General features: G+C 57.1%; 24 protein-coding genes. 7 read left to right on the forward strand and 17 right to left on the reverse strand.

Annotation, left to right across the window (positions count from 1 at the left end; genetic code table 11):
- Positions 1–6: 6 nt before the first annotated feature.
- The 3 genes from citF to citG are packed head-to-tail and all read left to right on the forward strand — an operon-like array spanning position 7 to position 2,847.
- Entirely contained in the window at positions 7–1,524 is a 1,518-nt protein-coding gene (gene citF, locus F0319_RS20290; RefSeq protein WP_111963234.1) for a citrate lyase subunit alpha, read from the forward strand.
- Between the two features lie 2 nt (positions 1,525–1,526).
- The gene (citX, locus tag F0319_RS20295) at positions 1,527–2,066 is read left to right on the forward strand and encodes a citrate lyase holo-[acyl-carrier protein] synthase (protein ID WP_149367651.1); all 540 of its coding nucleotides are present in this window, start codon (positions 1,527–1,529) and stop codon (positions 2,064–2,066) included.
- Positions 2,044–2,847 (forward strand): triphosphoribosyl-dephospho-CoA synthase CitG, encoded by an 804-nt coding sequence (gene citG, locus F0319_RS20300; RefSeq protein ID WP_149367652.1) that lies wholly within the window; start codon positions 2,044–2,046, stop codon positions 2,845–2,847. The genes citX and citG overlap by 23 nt, the downstream gene beginning before the upstream one ends.
- Before the next feature lie 79 nt (positions 2,848–2,926).
- Here the strand turns inward: citG and F0319_RS20305 are convergent, their stop codons facing one another.
- The 4 genes from F0319_RS20305 to mutY form a co-directional block, all read right to left on the reverse strand.
- On the reverse strand, positions 2,927–4,183 hold the full coding sequence (locus F0319_RS20305) for a nucleoside permease (protein WP_115876247.1): 1,257 nt from the start codon (positions 4,181–4,183) through the stop codon (positions 2,927–2,929).
- A gap of 270 nt (positions 4,184–4,453) precedes the next feature.
- Positions 4,454–5,530 carry a membrane-bound lytic murein transglycosylase MltC gene (mltC, locus tag F0319_RS20310; RefSeq protein ID WP_111963230.1) on the reverse strand — a complete coding sequence of 359 codons (1,077 nt, stop codon included), beginning with the start codon at positions 5,528–5,530 and terminating at the stop codon, positions 4,454–4,456.
- A 56-nt stretch (positions 5,531–5,586) separates the two neighbouring features.
- On the reverse strand, positions 5,587–5,859 hold the full coding sequence (locus F0319_RS20315) for an oxidative damage protection protein (protein WP_023309138.1): 273 nt from the start codon (positions 5,857–5,859) through the stop codon (positions 5,587–5,589).
- Between the two features lie 26 nt (positions 5,860–5,885).
- A complete protein-coding gene (gene mutY / locus F0319_RS20320; protein WP_168708010.1) occupies positions 5,886–6,938 on the reverse strand; it encodes an A/G-specific adenine glycosylase in 1,053 nt (350 codons plus the stop codon).
- 144 nt (positions 6,939–7,082) lie between these two features.
- On the opposite strand from mutY, the gene trmB reads away from it, so the two are divergent.
- From trmB to F0319_RS20335, 3 genes are read left to right on the forward strand one after another with little or no spacing between them, the layout of a single operon-like run.
- Complete coding sequence (gene trmB, locus F0319_RS20325) at positions 7,083–7,802, forward strand: tRNA (guanosine(46)-N7)-methyltransferase TrmB (RefSeq protein WP_025912470.1); 720 nt, start codon at positions 7,083–7,085, stop codon at positions 7,800–7,802.
- On the forward strand, positions 7,802–8,128 hold the full coding sequence (locus tag F0319_RS20330; RefSeq protein WP_003862421.1) for a YggL family protein: 327 nt from the start codon (positions 7,802–7,804) through the stop codon (positions 8,126–8,128). The genes trmB and F0319_RS20330 overlap by 1 nt, the downstream gene beginning before the upstream one ends.
- A 56-nt stretch (positions 8,129–8,184) precedes the next feature.
- A complete protein-coding gene (locus tag F0319_RS20335) occupies positions 8,185–8,901 on the forward strand; it encodes a YggN family protein (RefSeq protein WP_008499762.1) in 717 nt (238 codons plus the stop codon).
- Positions 8,902–8,983: 82 nt separating this feature from the next.
- On the opposite strand, the gene F0319_RS20340 is transcribed toward F0319_RS20335, so the two are convergent.
- From F0319_RS20340 to F0319_RS20365, 6 genes are all read right to left on the reverse strand, one after another.
- Positions 8,984–9,322 carry an endonuclease domain-containing protein gene (locus F0319_RS20340; protein WP_149367653.1) on the reverse strand — a complete coding sequence of 113 codons (339 nt, stop codon included), beginning with the start codon at positions 9,320–9,322 and terminating at the stop codon, positions 8,984–8,986.
- A gap of 63 nt (positions 9,323–9,385) precedes the next feature.
- Complete coding sequence (gene hemW / locus F0319_RS20345) at positions 9,386–10,528, reverse strand: radical SAM family heme chaperone HemW (RefSeq protein ID WP_149367654.1); 1,143 nt, start codon at positions 10,526–10,528, stop codon at positions 9,386–9,388.
- Positions 10,521–11,114 (reverse strand): XTP/dITP diphosphatase, encoded by a 594-nt coding sequence (locus tag F0319_RS20350; RefSeq protein ID WP_149367655.1) that lies wholly within the window; start codon positions 11,112–11,114, stop codon positions 10,521–10,523. The genes hemW and F0319_RS20350 overlap by 8 nt, the downstream gene beginning before the upstream one ends.
- Positions 11,115–11,117: 3 nt before the next feature.
- Positions 11,118–11,414 (reverse strand): DUF167 family protein YggU, encoded by a 297-nt coding sequence (gene yggU, locus F0319_RS20355; RefSeq protein ID WP_023309131.1) that lies wholly within the window; start codon positions 11,412–11,414, stop codon positions 11,118–11,120.
- A complete protein-coding gene (locus tag F0319_RS20360) occupies positions 11,411–11,977 on the reverse strand; it encodes a YggT family protein (RefSeq protein ID WP_111963226.1) in 567 nt (188 codons plus the stop codon). The genes yggU and F0319_RS20360 overlap by 4 nt, the downstream gene beginning before the upstream one ends.
- Before the next feature lie 21 nt (positions 11,978–11,998).
- Positions 11,999–12,700, reverse strand: a complete 702-nt coding sequence (locus tag F0319_RS20365; RefSeq protein WP_111963225.1) for a YggS family pyridoxal phosphate-dependent enzyme — start codon at positions 12,698–12,700, stop codon at positions 11,999–12,001.
- Between the two features lie 17 nt (positions 12,701–12,717).
- On the opposite strand from F0319_RS20365, the gene F0319_RS20370 reads away from it, so the two are divergent.
- Complete coding sequence (locus F0319_RS20370; RefSeq protein WP_149367656.1) at positions 12,718–13,698, forward strand: type IV pilus twitching motility protein PilT; 981 nt, start codon at positions 12,718–12,720, stop codon at positions 13,696–13,698.
- Positions 13,699–13,708: 10 nt separating this feature from the next.
- On the opposite strand, the gene ruvX is transcribed toward F0319_RS20370, so the two are convergent.
- From ruvX to galP, 7 genes are all read right to left on the reverse strand, one after another.
- Positions 13,709–14,125, reverse strand: a complete 417-nt coding sequence (gene ruvX / locus F0319_RS20375; protein WP_149367657.1) for a Holliday junction resolvase RuvX — start codon at positions 14,123–14,125, stop codon at positions 13,709–13,711.
- Complete coding sequence (locus tag F0319_RS20380; protein ID WP_020883695.1) at positions 14,125–14,685, reverse strand: YqgE/AlgH family protein; 561 nt, start codon at positions 14,683–14,685, stop codon at positions 14,125–14,127. Before F0319_RS20380 ends, ruvX begins: the two co-directional genes overlap by 1 nt.
- Before the next feature lie 87 nt (positions 14,686–14,772).
- Entirely contained in the window at positions 14,773–15,720 is a 948-nt protein-coding gene (gene gshB / locus F0319_RS20385) for a glutathione synthase (RefSeq protein WP_149367658.1), read from the reverse strand.
- Positions 15,721–15,739: 19 nt separating this feature from the next.
- Complete coding sequence (rsmE, locus tag F0319_RS20390; protein ID WP_149367659.1) at positions 15,740–16,471, reverse strand: 16S rRNA (uracil(1498)-N(3))-methyltransferase; 732 nt, start codon at positions 16,469–16,471, stop codon at positions 15,740–15,742.
- A 51-nt stretch (positions 16,472–16,522) separates the two neighbouring features.
- On the reverse strand, positions 16,523–17,230 hold the full coding sequence (gene endA / locus F0319_RS20395; RefSeq protein WP_115876242.1) for a deoxyribonuclease I: 708 nt from the start codon (positions 17,228–17,230) through the stop codon (positions 16,523–16,525).
- A 94-nt stretch (positions 17,231–17,324) separates the two neighbouring features.
- Entirely contained in the window at positions 17,325–17,822 is a 498-nt protein-coding gene (locus F0319_RS20400) for a SprT family zinc-dependent metalloprotease (RefSeq protein ID WP_149367660.1), read from the reverse strand.
- A gap of 58 nt (positions 17,823–17,880) precedes the next feature.
- Positions 17,881–19,278 (reverse strand): galactose/proton symporter, encoded by a 1,398-nt coding sequence (gene galP, locus F0319_RS20405; protein WP_111963220.1) that lies wholly within the window; start codon positions 19,276–19,278, stop codon positions 17,881–17,883.
- Positions 19,279–19,611: the final 333 nt, after the last annotated feature.

Below are 19,611 nucleotides of genomic sequence, written 5' to 3' on the forward strand. Positions count from 1 at the left end.
GAAATAATGAATCAGACAGAACTTCTTCACGTGAATTTTCCCCATCTGCGGGACCTAAAACCGTTTGATACCGCCCACAGCGCCACGCCGTGGCTGGCGGACAGCGACGCGAAACACAGCCGCAAGCTGTGCGCCTCTATTGAAGAGGCGGTTAAGCGCTGCGGCCTGCAGGACGGCATGACCATCTCCTTCCACCACGCGTTTCGCGAAGGCGATCGGGTGATCAACACCGTTGTGGCGCTGCTGGCGCGCATGGGCTTTAAAAACCTGACCCTGGCCTCCAGCTCGCTGATGACCTGCAACGACGCGCTGATCGAGCATATTGAAAGTGGCGTCATCACTCGGATTTACACCTCGGGCATGCGCGGCAGGCTGGCGGATGCCATCTCCCACGGCCTGATGGACGAGCCGGTGCAAATCCACTCCCACGGCGGTCGCGTGAAGCTGCTCCAGGACGGCGAGCTGAATATCGACGTGGCGTTTCTCGGCGTGCCGTGTAGCGATGAGTTTGGCAACGCCAACGGGACGCACGGAAAATCGTGCTGCGGCTCGCTGGGGTACGCCATGGTGGACGCGCACTTTGCCCGCAAGGTGGTGCTGCTGACCGAAGAACTGGTGCCGTTCCCCAATATGCCCGCCAGCCTGGTGCAGGACCAGGTGGACTACATCGTGCAGGTTGAAAGCGTAGGCGACCCGGCGAAAATCAGCGTCGGCGCGGCGCGCGTCACCAGCAACCCGCGCGAGCTGATGATCGCCCGCTATGCGGCGGACGTGATTGAGCATTCCGGCTATTTCAAACCGGGCTTCTCGATGCAGACCGGCTCCGGCGCGGCGGCCACGGCCTGCACCCGCTTTATGGAAGAGAAGATGGAGCGCAGCGGCGTGAAGGCGCGCTTTGCGCTCGGCGGCATCACCGGCAGCCTGGTGGATCTGCACGAGAAGGGGCTGATCGAAAAGCTGCTCGATACCCAGTGCTTTGACGGTCAGGCGGCGGCTTCGCTGGCGCGCAACCCGAACCACGTGGAGATCTCCACCAACGTCTACGCCAACCCCGGCAGCAAGGCGGCAAGCTGCGACCAGCTCGACGTGGTGATCCTCAGCGCGCTTGAAATCGACGTTGATTTCAACGTCAACGTCATCACCGGCTCCGACGGGGTGATGCGAGGCGCGTCCGGCGGGCACTGCGACGTGGCCGCCGCGGCGAATCTGACCATCGTCGTTGCTCCTCTGCTGCGCAGCCGCATTCCCACGGTCGTGAAGCGGGTTACCACGCGCCTCACGCCGGGCGAAAGCATCGACGTGCTGGTCACCGACCACGGCATCGCGGTTAACCCGGCGCGTCCGGAAATCCGCGAGCGGCTGCTGGAAGCCGGGCTGAAGGTTGTGGATATCAACGCGCTGTACGAGCGGGCGATCTCCCTGACCGGCATCCCTAAACCGATAGAGTTTACCGACAAAATCGTCGGGGTGATCCGCTACCGCGACGGCAGCGTGATCGACACCGTGCGACAGGTGAAGGAGTAAGTATGATTTCAGCGACACCCGTGCGGACGGGTGTCAGCCTGGACGAACTGCTGGCGGCGAAAGAGCGCCGCGCAGCGCGCCAGGCTGACATGCTCGAGCACTATCAACAACCGGTGATTTCCCTCACGCTGGTCACGCCAGGGGAAATCAAGGACAGCCTTCGCTATCGCAACACCATGGGCGTGGCGCTGCAGATGTGCGACCAGCTGCTGTGGGAAAACCGCTGGCAGGTGCTGGACCGCCAGGTTCTATGGCTCCCGACTGGGCCAGAAGCCCTGTGGTGCGTGGCCCACCCGGCGGCGGAAATCAAAGCGCACTGTGCGGATCTGGAGCAGACGCACCCGCTCGGCAGGCTGTGGGATCTGGACGTGATATGCCTTCAGCACGGCCACGTCGGGCGTCAGTCGCTGGGCGCAAATCTAAGGCGTTGCCTGATCTGCGACGAGACCGCTCATGCCTGTTCCCGTTCGCGCGCTCATCCTGTGGAGCAGGTGGTTTCCCGCGTGGAGAAAATGATTGATGACTGGTTTGCTCGCGACTAAACCGCGCCCGGTTGACGTGCCTGCGCTTGCCGAAGCGGCGCTGTGGCAGGAGCTGGAGCTGACGCCCAAGCCCGGGCTGGTGGACAAGCTCAATAACGGTTCCCATCGCGATATGGACCACGCGCTGTTCGTTCGCAGCATTATGGCGATTACGCCGTGGTTTACGCGCTTTGCCGAGTTGGGCAGCGCGCATGCGGATAAACCCGCTGGCGAACAGCTACGGCTTCTCCGCCCGATGGGGATGGCCTGCGAGCAGGCGATGTACGCCGCGACGAACGGAGTGAATACCCACAAGGGCGGGATTTTTGCCCTGGGTTTACTGTGCTTCGCCGCCGGTCGTGTGAAAAATATCTCCGCAGATAGCCTCTGCTGTGAGGTGAGTAACATCTGCCGCGGGCTGGTGTCGCGGGAGCTGGCCGCACGCAGCGGGCAGGCGACGGCGGGCGAGCGGCAGTTTCAGCAGTACGGCTTAACCGGGGCGCGCGGCGAGGCTGAGAGCGGCTTTGCGACGGTCCGTAAGGCGCTGGCGCAGTGGAACGGACATTCACTTCACGGCCTGCTGTTACGCCTGATGGCGGTTAATCAGGACAGTAATCTGGTTTCACGCGGCGGCATGGAAGGGCTGCGCTACGTTCAGGGCTACGCGCGGGAACTGCTGGCTAACGGCTGGGACCGCGAGGCGTTGCTTAAGATGGATAACGCACTGATTGAACGGAACCTGAGCCCGGGCGGCAGCGCGGATTTGCTGTCGGTGGGTTGGGTGCTGTCTGGAATAAAATAGCCGGGTGGCGGCTTTGCCTTACCCGGCCTACGGTCTTGTTTTGTAGGCCCGGCAAGCGCAGCGCCACCGGGCACAACAATCAATGCGCGATCGGCTGCGCACCGTGCGGCTCGCGCACGTGCTTGTACTTGAACAGCGCGATGAACGCGAAGAACAGCACCAGCGAGTACGCCGCGAAGATCAGCCACACCGGCTGCCAGTTGGTGATGCCGTTAGTGGTGTACATCTCAACCACTTTACCGCTCACCACGCCGCCCAGAATACAGCCGAAGCCATTGGTCATCATCAGGAACATACCCTGCGCGCTGGCGCGGATTTCAGGCTTCACTTCTTTTTCCACAAACACCGAACCGGAGATGTTGAAGAAGTCGAAGGCGCAGCCGTAAACAATCATCGACAGCACCAGCAGCACGGTGCCGAACGGGCTTGGATCGCCATAGGCGAACAGGCCGAAGCGCAACATCCACGCCGCGATACTGATCAGCATGACGTTCTTGATGCCGTAGCGGCTCAGGAAGAACGGGATGGTCAGGATGAACAGCGTCTCAGAGATCTGAGAGATGGACATCATCACCGACGCATGTTCAACGATAAAACTGCCGGAGAACAGCGGGTTGTTATCGAAGCTGTGCAGGAAGGTGTTGCCGAACATGTTGGTGATCTGCAGCTCCGCGCCCAGCAGCATGGAGAAGATAAAGAAGATCGCCATGCGTTTGTTTTTGAACAGCGCGAAGGCGTCCAGGCCGAGCATGGTGCTCCAGCTCTGGTTTTTCTGCTGGTTAGAAACCGGAATGGTCGGCAACGTCAGGGTGAAGATCGCCAGCACCACGGAGAGCGCCGCACCGATATAGAGCTGCATATGGCTCAGTTCGAAGCCCGCGAAGCTCACGCCCCACATCGCCATGATAAAGCCGATGGTGCCCCAGATACGGATTGGCGGGAAATCGGTCACGATATCCATATCCGCAGACTTCAGGCGGTAGTAGGAGATGGTGTTGATCAGTCCAAGCGTTGGCATATAGGCCAGCGAGTTAAGCAGGATCACCATGAACATCGCCCCCGGCGTGGTCACCTGGGCTGCCATAAACAGCGTCCCCGCACCCACCAGATGACAAAGCATGTACAGCCATTTTGCGCTTAGCCATTTATCCGCCACGATGCCCAGCAGCGTTGGCATGAAGACAGCCGCAATACCGAGCGAGCTGTAGACGGCACCGATTGACGCACCATCGAACTTGAGCGTCACAAACATATAGGAGCCGAGTGTAGTCAGCCAGCTACCCCACAGGCAGAACTGCAGAAACGACAATATTTTAAGCTGCAGCTTAAGGTTCATGTTACTTTCCTCACAAGTGAGCGGGAGATATGTTGTTTTGGGAACATTCAGGGTTGTTATTTGATGCAATTCTATCAGTTGGCAACGATATGTTTTGTTACCTCCCGCAAAAAAATGCAATCCACATTAATTTGCAGTTTGGATTGTGATGCAAATAACATTTTCGTATGGGTGGGGTGAGTGAGTGCGGTCTGATGCCCTCACCCTGACCCTCTCCCACGGGGAGAGGGAAAGCAGAACACCTTCCCCTTGCAGGAAAAGGTGTGTTGATTATCGACGACGGTAGTTCTTCTGCGCCGTATTCACCTTATACAGATAGCGACGGGATTCCGCAGACGGGTGGCGGGTGGTGAGGGTAGAGTAGACATCCCCCGGCGCCATGCTGTTGATGATGTTCGCGGCCTGCACTTTGTCATTTGAGAAGACGCGCAGCACGCTGCCCGCGCCGCCGTTATAGGCGGTGATCACCGCATAGCGGCGCGACGTCGGGTTGTCTATGCCGCCGAGGTAGACATTGTTCAGCATCGCCAGATAGGCCGTGCCGGTATCAATGTTGCTCTGCGGGTCGAACAGATAGCTACGGCTCGGCGTGCCGGATTTACCCTGCGCGCGGAAGACGTCTTTACCGGCGCTGTGCTGCACAACCTGCATCAGCCCCAGGGCATCGGAACGGCTTACCGCATACGGGTTAAACGAGGATTCGGTCTGCATAATCGCCAGAATCAGCGACTCATCCACGCCGTATTTACGCGAGGCCTGACGCACCATGCCCAGATACTTATGCGCACGCTTGTCGAGGTGGTTCGGGACGAGGTTGATGGTGACGCTATAGATGATCTTCAGACCGTTAGAGCGGCTCTTCAGGCGCGTCTGCAGCAGGTAGTCGGCAAATTTCGTGGCGCGGCCTTCCCAGCGGATCGGCTGACCGGTCTGATCGACGACCTGACCGTACAGGAACGGCTCTTTCGAGATGGTGATATCGTCGGCATCGGAGTAGAGATCGATAGAGCCAGGATCGTCACCCATCAGCAGGGTTTTGATTATCGCCTGACGGAGTCGTGCCGCAGGGTCCGTGCCTGCAATGGTCTCAATCGTGATCGTCCCCTCATCAAAGTTGATGTGGCTACGGGTCAGATAGGCGTCGGTGTACTTAACGTAGTCCTTAGGTCCGGCAATAAGAACTTCGTTAAATCCCCATATGTTCTCGATGTTGTGGGCAAACTGCCCCATCAAAATGTCAAAACCGTTGGTGTCCTTGATCCAGGCTTCGTTGTAATCTTCGCCTTTTTTTGACGAACACGAGACAAGCAACGGCGCAACAAGGGCTAGCGCTAAAAGTTTTTTCATCATTCCGGGAGTGCGTGTTGTGTTTGCTTTAACGGCGGGGTTTCCCCCGCACGCTGTTATTTTTCCGGTGGCGTATAGCCTTCGATGTGCACGTCTTTACCTTCGAACAGGAAGCTCACCATCTCCTGCTCAAGCAGCTTGCGGTGTTCCGGGTTCATCATGCTGAGTTTCTTCTCGTTGATCAGCATGGTCTGCTTTTTCTGCCACTGTCCCCAGGCTTCTTTGGAGATTTCATTGTAGATGCGTTTACCCAGATCGCCCGGATAAAGCTGGAAATCCTGGCCTTCAGCGTCACGCTGCAGGAAAGTACAAAAAATCGTTCTGGCCATACTCATTCCTCTTTTTCTTGTCGATGCTAAACCATTGCACCGGCACGTAATTGCTGTAACAGGCGCTCCACGGGAGCCGCCAGTCCGACTGATGGCGGTTGCGCTAAGTTATACCAGAGAGCGGTGCCTTCATCCATGCACGAGGCGAAGGAGGACACGGGAAGCCACATCGGCACAATATCCAGATGGAAATGGCTGAAGGTGTGGCGAAACGCGGTCAACTGCGTCAGGTTATCGGCAGCAATCCCGCGCTTTTTAAGCCATTCACGCAGCAAGTCTTCATCTTCAAACTGTGGGAAGCAGTATAGACCACCCCACAGACCGCTCGGCGGACGCTGGGCGAGGAAGACCTCGTCACCGTGCTGCATCAGCAGCATATAGCCGGTGCGCTCCGGCAGCGTCTGCTTGGGTTTCTTACCCGGATACTGCGCCCATGAATGGTTGGCATACGCCACGCAGAGATTATTCACCGGGCAGAGTTCGCATTTTGGTTTTGAGCGCGTGCAGACCATTGCGCCGAGATCCATCATCGCCTGGTTGAAACGCTCGACGCCGTTAGCCGGAGTAACCGCTTCACTTATTTCCCAAAGACGTTTTTCAACATCTTTCTTCCCCGGCCAGCCGTCGACGGCATAGCAGCGCGCCAGCACGCGCTTCACGTTGCCGTCGAGGATCGGGAAATGCTTGCCTAAAGACAGGGAGAGAATAGCGCCTGCGGTTGAACGTCCGACGCCGGGGAGATCGGCCACCTCATCGAAGGTTTCCGGGAACTTCCCGTTGTGGCGCGTGGCAACCTGCTGTGCAGCCTTGTGAAGGTTACGCGCACGGGCGTAATAGCCAAGACCGGTCCACAGGTGCAGGACCTCGTCCAGCGGCGCGTTGGCCAGATCGGTCACCGTCGGGAAGCGCGCCATAAAACGCTCGAAGTAAGGGATCACCGTGGCGACCTGCGTTTGTTGTAACATCACCTCGGAGAGCCATACTTTGTAAGGCGTTTTTTCAATTTGCCAGGGCAGGGTTTTACGCCCGTATTTGTCGTACCAGTCCAGCACCTGGGCTGAAAATTGAGAGGCTTGCATGGTCATCGATTCGCATAATCAGGGACGCAGATTGCAGCACAGCGTCAATCTGCTGTAAACCGGATCTTTCCCATGCTTGCATAGAAGCCTTAACTTTGGATAATGCCCGTTTCCCGAACATTCTCACAAGCAGACAACTCTTTTATGAAAAACGACGTCATTTCACCGGAATTTGATGAAAACGGTCGCCCGCTGCGCCGTATTCGCAGCTTTGTCCGTCGTCAGGGCCGCCTGACAAAAGGTCAGCAACACGCGCTGGACAACTACTGGCCGGTGATGGGCGTTGAGTTCAGCGAGCAGCCTCTGGATTTTGCCGAGCTGTTTGGCCGCGACGCGCCGGTCACGCTGGAAATTGGCTTCGGTATGGGCGCCTCGCTGGTGACCATGGCGAAAGCTCGCCCGGAGCAGAACTTCCTCGGTATCGAAGTGCATTCGCCGGGCGTGGGCGCGTGTCTGGCAACGGCCCACGAAGAGGGCGTTGAGAACCTGCGCGTGATGTGTCACGACGCGGTGGAAGTGCTGCACAAAATGATTCCTGACAATTCTTTAACCATGGTTCAGCTCTTTTTCCCTGACCCGTGGCACAAAGCGCGTCATAATAAACGCCGTATCGTTCAGGCGCCGTTTGCCGAGCTGGTTAAAAGCAAGCTGAAGCTGGGCGGTGTCTTCCATATGGCGACCGACTGGGAACCGTATGCGGAACATATGCTGGAAGTGATGTCGTCGCTGGACGGTTACAAAAACCAGTCTGCGAGCAACGACTATGTACCGCGTCCGGAATCGCGTCCGGTAACGAAATTTGAACAGCGTGGCCATCGTCTTGGTCACGGTGTATGGGACTTAATGTTCGAGAGGGTGAAATAATGGCAAAGAATCGTAGCCGTCGTCTGCGTAAAAAGATGCACATCGAAGAATTCCAGGAAGTGGGCTTCTCCGTTGCGTGGCGTTTCCCGGAAGGCACCAGCGTTGAGCAGATCGATCAGGACGTGGATGCGTTCATCAACGAGGTGATCGAGCCAAACAAACTGGCCTTCGACGGTAGCGGCTATCTGGCCTGGGAAGGTCTGATCTGCACCCAGGAAGTGGGTAAATGCACCGAAGAACATCAGGCTCTGGTACGTAAGTGGCTTGAAGACCACAAGCTCGAAGATGTCCGCGTCAGCGAACTTTTCGACGTTTGGTGGGACTAATTAAGCAGTAAGGGGCCAGCATTAGCTGGCCCGTTTTGTCTGAGGGAGTGTTTAAGATGCGCAAAACGTTGCTGGCCGTTGCTTTGATGGCAACCGGATTCACCGCCCATGCGGATTATCAATGTAGCGTCACCCCGCGTGATGACGTGGTGTTAAGCCCGCAAACCGTGCAGGTCAAAGGCGAGAACGGCAATCTGGTGATTACGCCAGAAGGGAACGTCACTTATAACGGCAAGCAGTATAACCTGACTGCCGCACAGCGCGAGCAGGCGAAAGACTACCAGTCCGAATTGCGTACCGCGCTGCCGTGGATTAATGAAGGTGCCCTGACGCGCGTCGAAAAGAGCCGCGTGGCGCTGGATAAGATCATCACCAAAGAGGTGGGGGAGAGCAGCAACATGCGCACCCGCCTGACGAAGCTGGACAAGCAGCTTAAAGAGCAGATGAACCGTATTATCGAGACGCGCTCCGATGGCCTGACGTTCCACTATAAGGCGATCGATCAGGTCCGTGCTGACGGGCAGCAGCTGGTGAACCAGGCGATGGGCGGCATCCTGCAGGACAGCATCAACGAGATGGGCGCCAAAGCAGTGCTGAAAGGCGGCGGTAACCCGCTGCAGGGCGTGCTGGGCAGTCTGGGCGGCCTGCAGACCTCCATTCAGAACGAGTGGAAGAACCAGGAAGATGATTTCCAGCAGTTCGGCAAAGACGTGTGTAAACGCGTGGTGTCGCTGGAAGACAGCCGGAAGGCGCTGGTGGGGACGCTGAAGTAAGATCTCTGCGCGCTGGGCCCCTCACCCCATCCCTCTCCCCAGGGGAGAGGGTGTAATCGTTCCCTCTCCCTGTGGGAGAGGGTTAGGGTGAGGGCATCAGGCATTGCAGTCTTTGCAGAATAGCCATCATTACCTCCTCCTCATTAGCTCTAAATTCATTATTCCAGAACCGTAGTATTTCCCAGCCGTTTACATTAAAAAATTCAGCACGACGTGAATAATACATTTCGTTGTTCTGATGTTGTCCACCGTCCAGCTCGATAATCAGCTTTGCCTTAAAACAGGCAAAATCCACGATATATGCACCAATCGGCATCTGGCGGCGAAACTTATAGCCAAAGAAGCGGCGTCCCCTGAGTAAATACCAGAGGCGTAACTCTTCGGGCGTCATTTGTTTGCGGAGTTGTTTTGATTTGTCCATCCCCACACTCTGCCAGCCTTTCCCTCAGCTGGCAGAACGGGATGCAAAATCCTGAATCCGCCTTCAGGATTCTTCGGCGAGGAACAGCTCAAGAAGGGAATTGAGGAACAGTTTGCCGTGCTCGGTGATCTGCCAGTATTCCGCACATTCCGTGAGATACCCCTGCGCCAGCGCTTCGTCGATCTGCGGGCGAATCACCGATTCCGCCAGCCCGGTGTACAGCGCAAACTCAGCGCGCGGCGCGGCTTCCAGCAGACGGAAGCGGTTCATAAAGAACTCAAACGGCTTATCCGCCGCCTCGACGTTGTGCTGACGCTCCAGGTAGCGGCCTTCCATATACCCGCGAGGGTGGCGGGTTTTGGCAGTACGCAGAATACGCCCGTCCGGGAAGGTCACCTTGCCGTGCGCGCCGCAGCCAATCCCGAGATAGTCGCCAAAACGCCAGTAGTTCAGGTTGTGCTGACACTGGTAGCCCGGCTTCGCATACGCCGACGTTTCGTACTGCTGATAGCCCGCAGCGGTTAAAAGCCTGTGACCCTGCTCGAAGATATCCCACAGCGCGTCGTCATCCGGCAGCATCGGCGGACGCGAGCCAAACAGGGTGTTGGGCTCGATGGTGAGCTGGTACCACGACAGATGCGGGGGATTCAGCGCAATGGCCTGGCGCAGGTCGTCCAGCGCCTCTTCCAGCGACTGATCCGGCAGGCCGTGCATCAAATCCAGGTTAAAGCTGCGAAGATTAAGACCGGTCGCCAGGTTTGCCGCGCGCTTCGCCTCTTCCGGGCCGTGAATACGCCCCAGGCGCTTCAGTTTCGGCTCGCTAAAGCTCTGCACGCCGATGGAGATGCGGTTCACGCCCGCGCGCTGATAGTCGACAAAACGGTCGGCCTCAACGGTACCGGGGTTGGCTTCCATCGTGATTTCAGCATCCGCTGCCAGGTTCAGGCGCGCACGCACGCCGTCCAGCAGCGTTTGCATCGCCGGGCCTGACAGCAGGCTCGGCGTACCGCCACCTATGAAAATGGTCTTAACTTCACGTCCCTGTGCGTAAGGTACATCGGCGTCCAGGTCGGCCAGCAGATGCGCAACGTAGTCATCGTGCGGCACTTCGCCTTTCAGCGCGTGCGAGTTGAAATCGCAGTACGGGCATTTCTGCACGCACCACGGGATGTGAATATAAAGACTCAGAGGCGGCAAATTAGCCATTACGCAGTGCTTCCAGTAACAGTTTCAGCGCGCGTCCACGGTGGGATATCGCGCTTTTCTCTTCGCGGGTCAGTTCCGCAGCGGTTTTGCCCTCGGTCGGGACAAAGAAAATCGGATCGTAGCCAAAGCCGCCGTTGCCAGCCGCTTCACGAGTAATCACGCCCGGCCAGCTGCCGTGGCAGACGATCGGAGTAGGGTCTTCCGCGTGACGCATATAGACCAGCACGCAGTGGAACTGCGCGGAGCGCTGTTCGTCCGGTACGTCTTTAAGGGCGACAAGCAGCTTTTCCAGATTCTGCTGGTCGGTAGCGTCAACGCCGGAATAGCGCGCAGAGTAGATCCCCGGCGCGCCGCCAAGGGCGTCTACGGCCAGGCCGGAGTCGTCGGCAATCGCGGGCAGGCCCGTAATCTGCGCGGCATGGCGTGCTTTGAGGATCGCGTTTTCGATAAACGTCAGCCCCGTCTCTTCGGCGGAATCCACGCCAAGATCGGTCTGGGCGACCACGTCCAGACCAAAATCATTTAATAGCGAGGCCAGCTCGCGCACTTTACCGGCGTTGCCGGTCGCGAGAACAACTTTCTGCATGGTTTAGTCCTGTTCTTTCAGTGCCGCGACTTCCGTCGGGATAGATTGCGGATTAAGGATTTTTACCTGTTTATGTCGCCCAAGTTCACCTTTTTCAATGATGACCTGACTTTTGGCGACGCGAAACTGTTTTGCCAGATATTTGGTCAGATGCGCGTTCGCCTGGCCGTCAACCGGCGGGGCGGTGATGGCGACTTTTAACTCGTCGCCATGCAGCCCAACAATACCGTCACGGCTGGCTTTGGGCTGAATATACAGCCGCAAAACCAGCCCGTCAGCGCAGGTGCTTACTGCACTCATAGCGCCATCCACAGCCCCGGCAGCAGCATATTGCCCGTGGACTGCAGCAGCTCAGCGATCCCCATGTTGACCACATAGAGCAGCAGTACCAAGATCATCGGCGAGAAATCAATACCGCCCATCGAAGGCAGCAGGTTGCGAATCGGGCGCAGCAGCGGTTCGGCCAGTTGGATCAGCGCATATTCTACCGGACTACGGCCCTGGCTTACCCAACTCATGATGGCCATGACCAGCAGCACCCAAAAAATCAGCAGACCGACGGTTTTGATTAAAATCAGGACCGCAGCAATCCAGATAATCGGCTGGAAGGTGATGACCATAAACAGCACAATCGCTTTGATAACGCTCAGAATAAACGCCACCAGCAGAGACGAACTGTCGATGGGACCCATCGCCGGGATAATACGACGCAGCGGTCCGACAACAGGCTGCGTGATTTTCACGACAAACTGCGAGAACGGATTGTAAAAATCACAGCGGGCCCACTGCATCCAGACGCGCAGCAAAAGCGCCATCGTATACAGCTCAAGCACAGTTGAGAGCAGGAAAGTCAACGTCTTCATGGCGTTCCTCAGGTTTCCTTATTATTTTGAGTAGTCGCGCGCACCGAAAATTGCCGTGCCGATGCGCACCATAGTGCTGCCTGCCGCGATGGCGGCTTCCATATCATCCGACATGCCCAGAGAAAGCGTGTCTACCGTGTTATAGCGCGCTTTAAGCGCCTCAAATGCTACAGCCATTTGCTGTGCCACGGCAAACTGCCTTTCATAACTTGACTCAGGCGCCGGGATTGCCATCAAACCACGCAGGGTTAAACGCGGCAGGGCGTCCACTTCGGCTGCCAGCGCATCCAGCTCGCTCAGCGCAATGCCGGACTTGCTGTTTTCGTCGCTGATGTTGATTTGAATCAGCACGTTAAGCGCTGGCATCTCTGACGGACGCTGGTCGTTCAGGCGTGTCGCAATGCGCAGACGGTCAACGGTATGGCACCAGTCAAAGTGCTCCGCCACCAGACGGCTTTTGTTCGACTGCAGTGGACCAATAAAGTGCCACTGCAGATCCGTATTCCCCTGTTCCTGGAAGTAGCGAATTTTATCCACGCCTTCCTGGACGTAGTTTTCACCAAACGCGCGTTGGCCTGCGTCAATAGCTTCTGCGATGGCGCTCGCAGGCTTGGTTTTGCTGACTGCAAGCAACGTAATTTCTTCTGAAGCCCGGCCGCAACGCGTTGCGGCGGCTGAGATTTTGTCCCGGACCTGTGCCAGGTTATGCGCAATGTCGTTCATTTTCCGAGGAGTAGTCTATGGATGTGGAAGAAATTGTGGCCCTTAGTGTAAAGCATAACGTCTCCGATCTACACCTGTGCAGTGATTCGCCACCCCGCTGGCGCAGAACGGGCCGCCTTGAACCGGCACCGTTTCCTCCTCCTGACGTCAGGGCGTTGTTAAAAGCGTGGCTCAACGATGAGCAGCAGGGAACATGGTGGGCAAATGGACAGGTGGATTTTGCCGCGACGGTAACGGGAGGCCAGCGTCTGCGCGGGAGTGCCTTTAAGCAGATGCGCGGTGTCTCTGTGACGCTGCGTCTGTTGCCGCGTACCTGTCCACAACTCGCTACGCTGGGCGCGCCGCGGGCAATCCCGGAACTGTTATCCAATGACGCCGGGCTGATTCTGGTCACCGGGGCGACCGGCAGCGGCAAATCCACTACGCTGGCGGCGATGGTTGATTTTCTCAACCACCATACTGACGGCCATATCCTCACGCTTGAAGATCCGGTGGAGTTTATCTACCAGAGCGAGCGTTGCCTGATCCAGCAGCGGGAGATTGGCCAGCACAGTCCGTCATTTGCCGACGCGCTGCGCAGTGCCTTACGCCAGGATCCGGACGTTATTTTGCTGGGGGAGCTGCGCGACAGCGAAACGATCCGCCTGGCGCTAACCGCGGCGGAAACCGGGCATCTGGTGCTGGCGACGCTGCATACGCGCGGGGCATCGCAGGCGATTGAACGGCTGGTCGATACGTTCCCGGCGCAGGAGAAAGATCCGGTGCGTAACCAGCTGGCCGGCAGCCTCCGGGCAGTGCTGGCGCAGAAGCTGCTTCCCGATCTGCAGGACGGGCGCGTCGCGCTGTATGAACTGCTGGTGAACACCGCTGCGGCGGCAAATCTTATTCGTGAAGGGAAAACGTGGCAACTGCCCGGCATCATCCAAACCGGTCTGCAGGCAGGAATGCAGAACTTTGACCAGAGCCTGGCGGAGAGACGGGCGCAGGGGCGGCTGTAGGCCCCCGTGCTTAAAAGCCCTGTTCGAAATAGCTTTCGAGGATAATCACGGCAGAAGCGGAGTCCACGCTGCCTTTGTTGAGCGCCCGGAAGCCGCCGTGCTCAAACAGACCCGCACGCGCTTCGACGGTGCTAAGACGCTCGTCGTGAAGCTTAACGGAGACGCCAAAGCGGCCATGAATTTTATTGGCGAACTTTCGCGCCCGGGCGGTAAGCGGCTGTTCGGTACCGTCCATGTTCAGCGGCAGCCCAACAATCACGTCATCCGGCTGCCACTCCTTGAGCAGGCGCTGAATGAGATTCCAGTCCGGCGTACCGTCGTTGGCCTTCAGGGCAGTAAGCGGACGCGCGGTACCGGTGATGCGCTGCCCCACGGCGACGCCAATGCTTTTGGTGCCAAAATCGAAGGCCAGAAGTGTTCCGCTCATCAGGCGTGCCCCGCTACGCCAGGCATGGTCAGGATATCAATACCAATCAGCTTCGCCGCGTCACGCCAGCGATCGGCGATGGGGGTTTTAAACAGGATATTCATGTCCGCAGGCGCGGTAAGCCAGGCGTTATCGAGGATCTCCTGCTCAAGCTGGCCTTTCTCCCAGGACGAATAGCCCAACGCCACCAGCACTTCAGAAGGCTGCTCTGCGGTACCCAGCGTTTCGAGCACGTCACGCGAGGTGGTGATGACGGTGTTATCCGAAATTCGAATACTGGAAGAGAACACCGGCGGCGTATGCAGGATAAAACCGCGATCTTCTGCAAGAGGTCCGCCCAGCATCACAGGTTTATCAAGCCGTATTTCCGGCAGGCGCTCTTCAGCCGAGATTTTCAGCTTGTCCAGAATTCCTTCAACCTGAAGATTTTCCAGCGGTTTATTAATGATAATACCCATCGCGCCGTCTTCATTGTATTCACAAATATAAACCACGGCGCGGCGAAAAATCGGGTCCTGGAGAGCAGGCATGGCAATAAGAAAGTGATGCTGTAAATTCATTGTCAGAGGTACTGTTTCCTGGTTTAAAAAGCGACAGCGCCCAGTATGGGGACAAACACAGGCGCTGTCACTAATAGTATTGTTAGGTTATTTCTGTAAACGTTTTTCGATAGCGTCCATCAGCATTCCGGTGATCGAAATCGGGAATTCAGCCTCAATTTCACGAATGCAGGTCGGGCTGGTGACGTTCACTTCGGTCAGACGATCGCCGATGATATCCAGGCCAACGAAGATCAGGCCTTTGGCTTTCAGCGTCGGGCCAACGCGACGGGCAATTTCCCAGTCGCTTTCGGTCAACGGGCGTGGCTCACCTCGGCCACCGGCTGCCAGGTTACCACGGGTTTCGCCACCCTGCGGGATACGTGCCAGGCAGTAAGGAACCGGTTCGCCATCCACGACCAGAACACGTTTGTCGCCGTCTTTGATCGCCGGAATATAGTTCTGCGCCATGCAGTAACGCGTGCCCAGCTCTGTCAGGGTCTCGGCAATCACGCCAATGTTCGGGTCGCTCTCTTTCACGCGGAAAATCGACGCACCGCCCATGCCGTCCAGCGGCTTCATGATGATGTCGCCGTGCTTCTGCCAGAATTCCTTCAGCTGAGCTTTGCTGCGGGTCACCAGCGTTTCCGGCGTCAGGTCAGAGAACCAGGCGGTGTAGAGCTTCTCGTTACAGTCGCGCAGGCTCTGCGGCTTGTTGACGATCAGCGTTCCTTTCTCTTCTGCGCGTTCGAGAATATAGGTGCAGTAGATGTATTCAGTGTCGAATGGCGGATCTTTACGCATCAGGATGACGTTGAGATCGGCAAGCGCAATGTCCTGCTCGGTGCCGAATTCGTACCATTTGTCGTAGTTCTGCTCGACGTTAACGATGCGGGTGCGGGCGCGGGCTTCACCGTTGATCAGGTAAAGATCGTTCATCTCCATATAGTGGAGTTCATAGTCGCGACGCTGCGCTTCCAGCAGCATGGCGAAGCTGGAATCTTTCTTGATGTTAATGTTTGCGATGGGGTCCATCACGATGCCGAGCTTGATCATGTTCTTCTCCGTTAATGCTTCAACCCAGATCGCCAAACCGTACCTGTAGCGCGGTAATGGCCGTGAGTGCCGTTGTCTCAGTGCGCAGAACGCGAGGTCCCAACAGAATATCAGTAAACTGGTAACGTGCCGTCATCGCAATTTCGTCCGCCGACAGGCCGCCTTCGGGGCCAATCAGCAGACGAACGCGCTCAACGGGCAGCGGTAGCGTATTGATGCTGGCGCTGGCGCGCGGATGAAGATTGAGCTTCAGCCCACTGTCCTCTTCTGCACACCATTCCTCCAGATCCATCGCCGGGCGGATCTCCGGAATACGGTTCCGGCCACTCTGTTCGCAAGCCGCAATGGCAATTTTCTGCCACTGCTGGATCTTTTTGTTCAGACGTTCCGCGTCCAGTTTAACGCCACAGCGCTCAGAAAAAAGTGGCGTAATGAGGCTTACACCCAGTTCAATGGATTTCTGAATGGTGAACTCCATTTTCTCACCGCGCGACATGACCTGGCCCAGATGAATGTGCAGCGGTGATTCCCGGTCATCCACTTCAGCGCGCAGGACGTTCACGTGTACGCTTTTTTTATCTGCCCGCGTAATTTCGGCGTCGAACACCTGGTTCGAGCCGTCGAACAGCTGGATTGCCTGACCGGCGCCCATGCGCAGCACGCGGCCAACGTGGTTGGCGGCGTCATCAGACAGGGCGATTTCGCGGCCTGTGGTAATCAGTTCAGGGTGGTAAATGCGGGGAATGCGCATAGTCAGAAATTCCATGTGTCATGCGATATAAGCGAATTGCCGTAGTGTAGGTTAGCTCTTTTGCGCCTGGCAAGCCCGCTGGACGTAAGGGTTGTGATTCCCCTGGACTCTGGCGATACGGTCGTCGCGCTGGCATTCCCACTCCGTCACCGGATACTGCTTGTCCCAGGCGTTGAACAGCTGCGTCTGCTGGCGGGAGAGGTTGAGATCGTAACGGTCGCGCATATAGAAGTAGGTACGGGCAATGCTGCCGCGCGCGCGGGCAGGGGGCTCGGCGACTTTCTCTTTAAAATCAATCTTCATACCGCACTGGCCGTACTGGCCTTCGCCACCGTTCCACTGGCTGTACATGAAGTTACCCCGGTCGCCGTTCACTTCGCCCACCGCGGGCTGCAGGTTATGCATGTCGCTTTCCATCTGGCGGTAAACCGGGTCTTTGGCGCAGTTTTTACGTCCGCCATCCTGCCAGCACTGGCGCTGGTGGCCAAACTGCCAGGCCGGAACGACATGCTCCCATTCAATACGGCTGGCGCGGTTTTCGTTTTTACGCACCTTGTAGCCGCAGGACTCAAGGTCAACGACCCCTTTTTTACCCTGCCAGTTAATTTTACAGCCGCAGTAGAAATCGCCCGGCACATCGGCGTTCACCTTCACGCCTGCGGCCTTGGCCTGGGAAAAACTGTTGATACCGTCGGCCAGAGCATGGCCTGAGAGCGCCGTCGTCAGAAAGGCGACCGCGAGAGAAAAATTACGGGACATCTTACACTCCGTGTCAAAACGAGCCCGCAACGTAACGAATGTTGTTCCTGTATGCAATCAGTCAGATCAGGAAAGTTCCTGAAAGTTCAGATGATTATTCCGCAACCAGCGGCTTGCCGCATTTGACGCAGCGGTAGGTCGCCTCGCCGCGCACCACGCGATTATGGCGACGGACGGTAAGCTGGTGCTGCTGGCACTGACAGCGGTAGGGGAAGGTATTGCGGCGCACCGACTCCAGCTCGAACTGGTGGGTACGACGCGCCGGAACGCCGAGCACCGCCTCCATCATCCACTTCCACTCTTTTCCGTGGGGGGCGACGCGCCCGAAGTGCTTCCACACCAGCAGATGCGCCAGCTCGTGCGGTACCACTTCGTCGATAAACGCCTGCTGGTTTTCCATCATCAGCACCGGGTTAAGGCGGATCTCATACGACTCGAGCCAGGCGGTACCGGCGGCGGTGCCACGCTGCTGATAAACGATTTTGGGTTCAGGGTAGTTGCGACCGAGCTTCAGGTTCGCCTGGGCGAGCTTTTCCCGCAGGCTGCGCATAACGGCCTGCTGAATGGCGATGGGGAGACGGGGTGCTTTCATAGGGGCGCAGCATAAAGCGCGAAGCGGGGAGGTGCAAGAGGCACCTCCCGAGTGAGGATTAGTCGTGGGCGCCGATTTCGCGCAGAGGACGACCTTTCATCAGGTTACGTTCAATATGCTCCAGGGACACATGTTTGGTTTCTGGAACCAGCCAGATGGTCAGCACAATAAAGAAGATGTTCAGACCGGCGTAGACCCAGAAGGTGTTGGCGTTGCCCAGGGTATTGAGCATGGTCAGGAACGTTGCGCCGACGATCATGTTGGCAATCCAGTTGGTTGCGGTAGAGCAGGTGATGCCAAAATCACGTCCTTTCAGCGGCTGGATCTCAGAGCACAGCACCCAGATCAGCGGACCGGCGCTCATCGCAAACCCGACGATAAACATCAGCAGCATGCCTACCGCAAAGTACTGGGCGGTTGGGGAGTGAATGCCCACATGCATCATGGTACCGAGGACGCCCATACCGGCTGCCATCACCAGGAAGCCCAGCGTCAGGGTTGGCTTACGTCCCCAGCGGTCCACCAGACCAATTGCGATAAAGGTCGCCAGCACGTTGGTCAGACCCACGATGACGGTCCCCCACATCTGCTCGGTGGTGTTGGTGTAACCCGCCAGTTCAAAGATTTTTGGCGCATAGTACATGATGACGTTCATTCCGGTGAACTGCTGCATGACCTGCAGCAGTACGCCGAGGAAAACCGCGCGGCGGAAGTTGCTGTTCTCTTTAAATAGCGCCCAGCCGGACTGTTTAACCTTCAGGCTTTCGCGGATCTCTTCCAGCTCGTTTTTCGCTTCCGCACTGGTATCGCGCAGGCGCATCAGCACGCGTTCGGCATCGTGGAATCGACGTTTCGCAGCAAACCAGCGAGGGCTGTCCGGCAGGAAGAAGACGCCAATCAACAGCAGAACTGCAGGGATGATGATCACGCCGAGCATCCAGCGCCATGCGCCGCTGTAGCTAAACGCGGTATCGGAAAGGTATGCACCGAGGATACCAATGGTGATCATCAGCTGGTACATCGAAATCATACTGCCGCGGATTTTCTCCGGCGCAATTTCAGACAGATAGAGCGGGGCGGTGTAGGACGCCACGCCCACGGCCAGACCAAGCAGCACGCGGGAAACCAGCAGGACCTCAACGTTAGGCGCTGCGGCAGAGAAGAGTGAGCCGGCAACGAACAGGATCGCGCCGATCATCAGGCTCTTTTTACGTCCGAGCTTGAAGGAGAGCCAGCCGCTGCCGACGGCCCCGACGGCAGCGCCAAACATCATGGAGCTCACCACCCACTCCTGGGTATGAGCGCTGATCTGGAACTCTTCTGTAATGAAAGGTAATGCACCGGCAATCACGCCGATATCCAGGCCAAAAAGTAATCCTGCCAGGGCGGCGAGGAAACAGACGAAGAATGTCATCGCCTTGTTGGACGTACGCCCCTGTTTTTTATTGTCAGGCATTATGCCCTCCAGTTGGGTTATCAGTTTTATTGATGTTAAGGGTAGGTGAGCGACCCACAAAAATATGTGAGATTAATCACATGGGTGTAATCGGTTACACAGCTTTGCAACCGTAAATAAAATTAAAGCTTTGAAAATATAGAGGTAAATGAGGTGATATGCATCGCGAAAGGACACATTTCAGACTTAACTGAAAGGGAATGTAACAGCAGAAGAAAGGCGAACATGCAAAGAGAATATTCTGAAAGCGCAGTGGTGCCGGTGCGGTGTAATCGGTTCCAAAGGGTACACCTTTCAGCCGCCATCCGACAAAAAAAGGCCAGCCTGAAGGCT

The sequence above is a fragment of the Enterobacter vonholyi genome (genome assembly GCF_008364555.1).
Classification (GTDB): domain Bacteria; phylum Pseudomonadota; class Gammaproteobacteria; order Enterobacterales; family Enterobacteriaceae; genus Enterobacter; species Enterobacter vonholyi.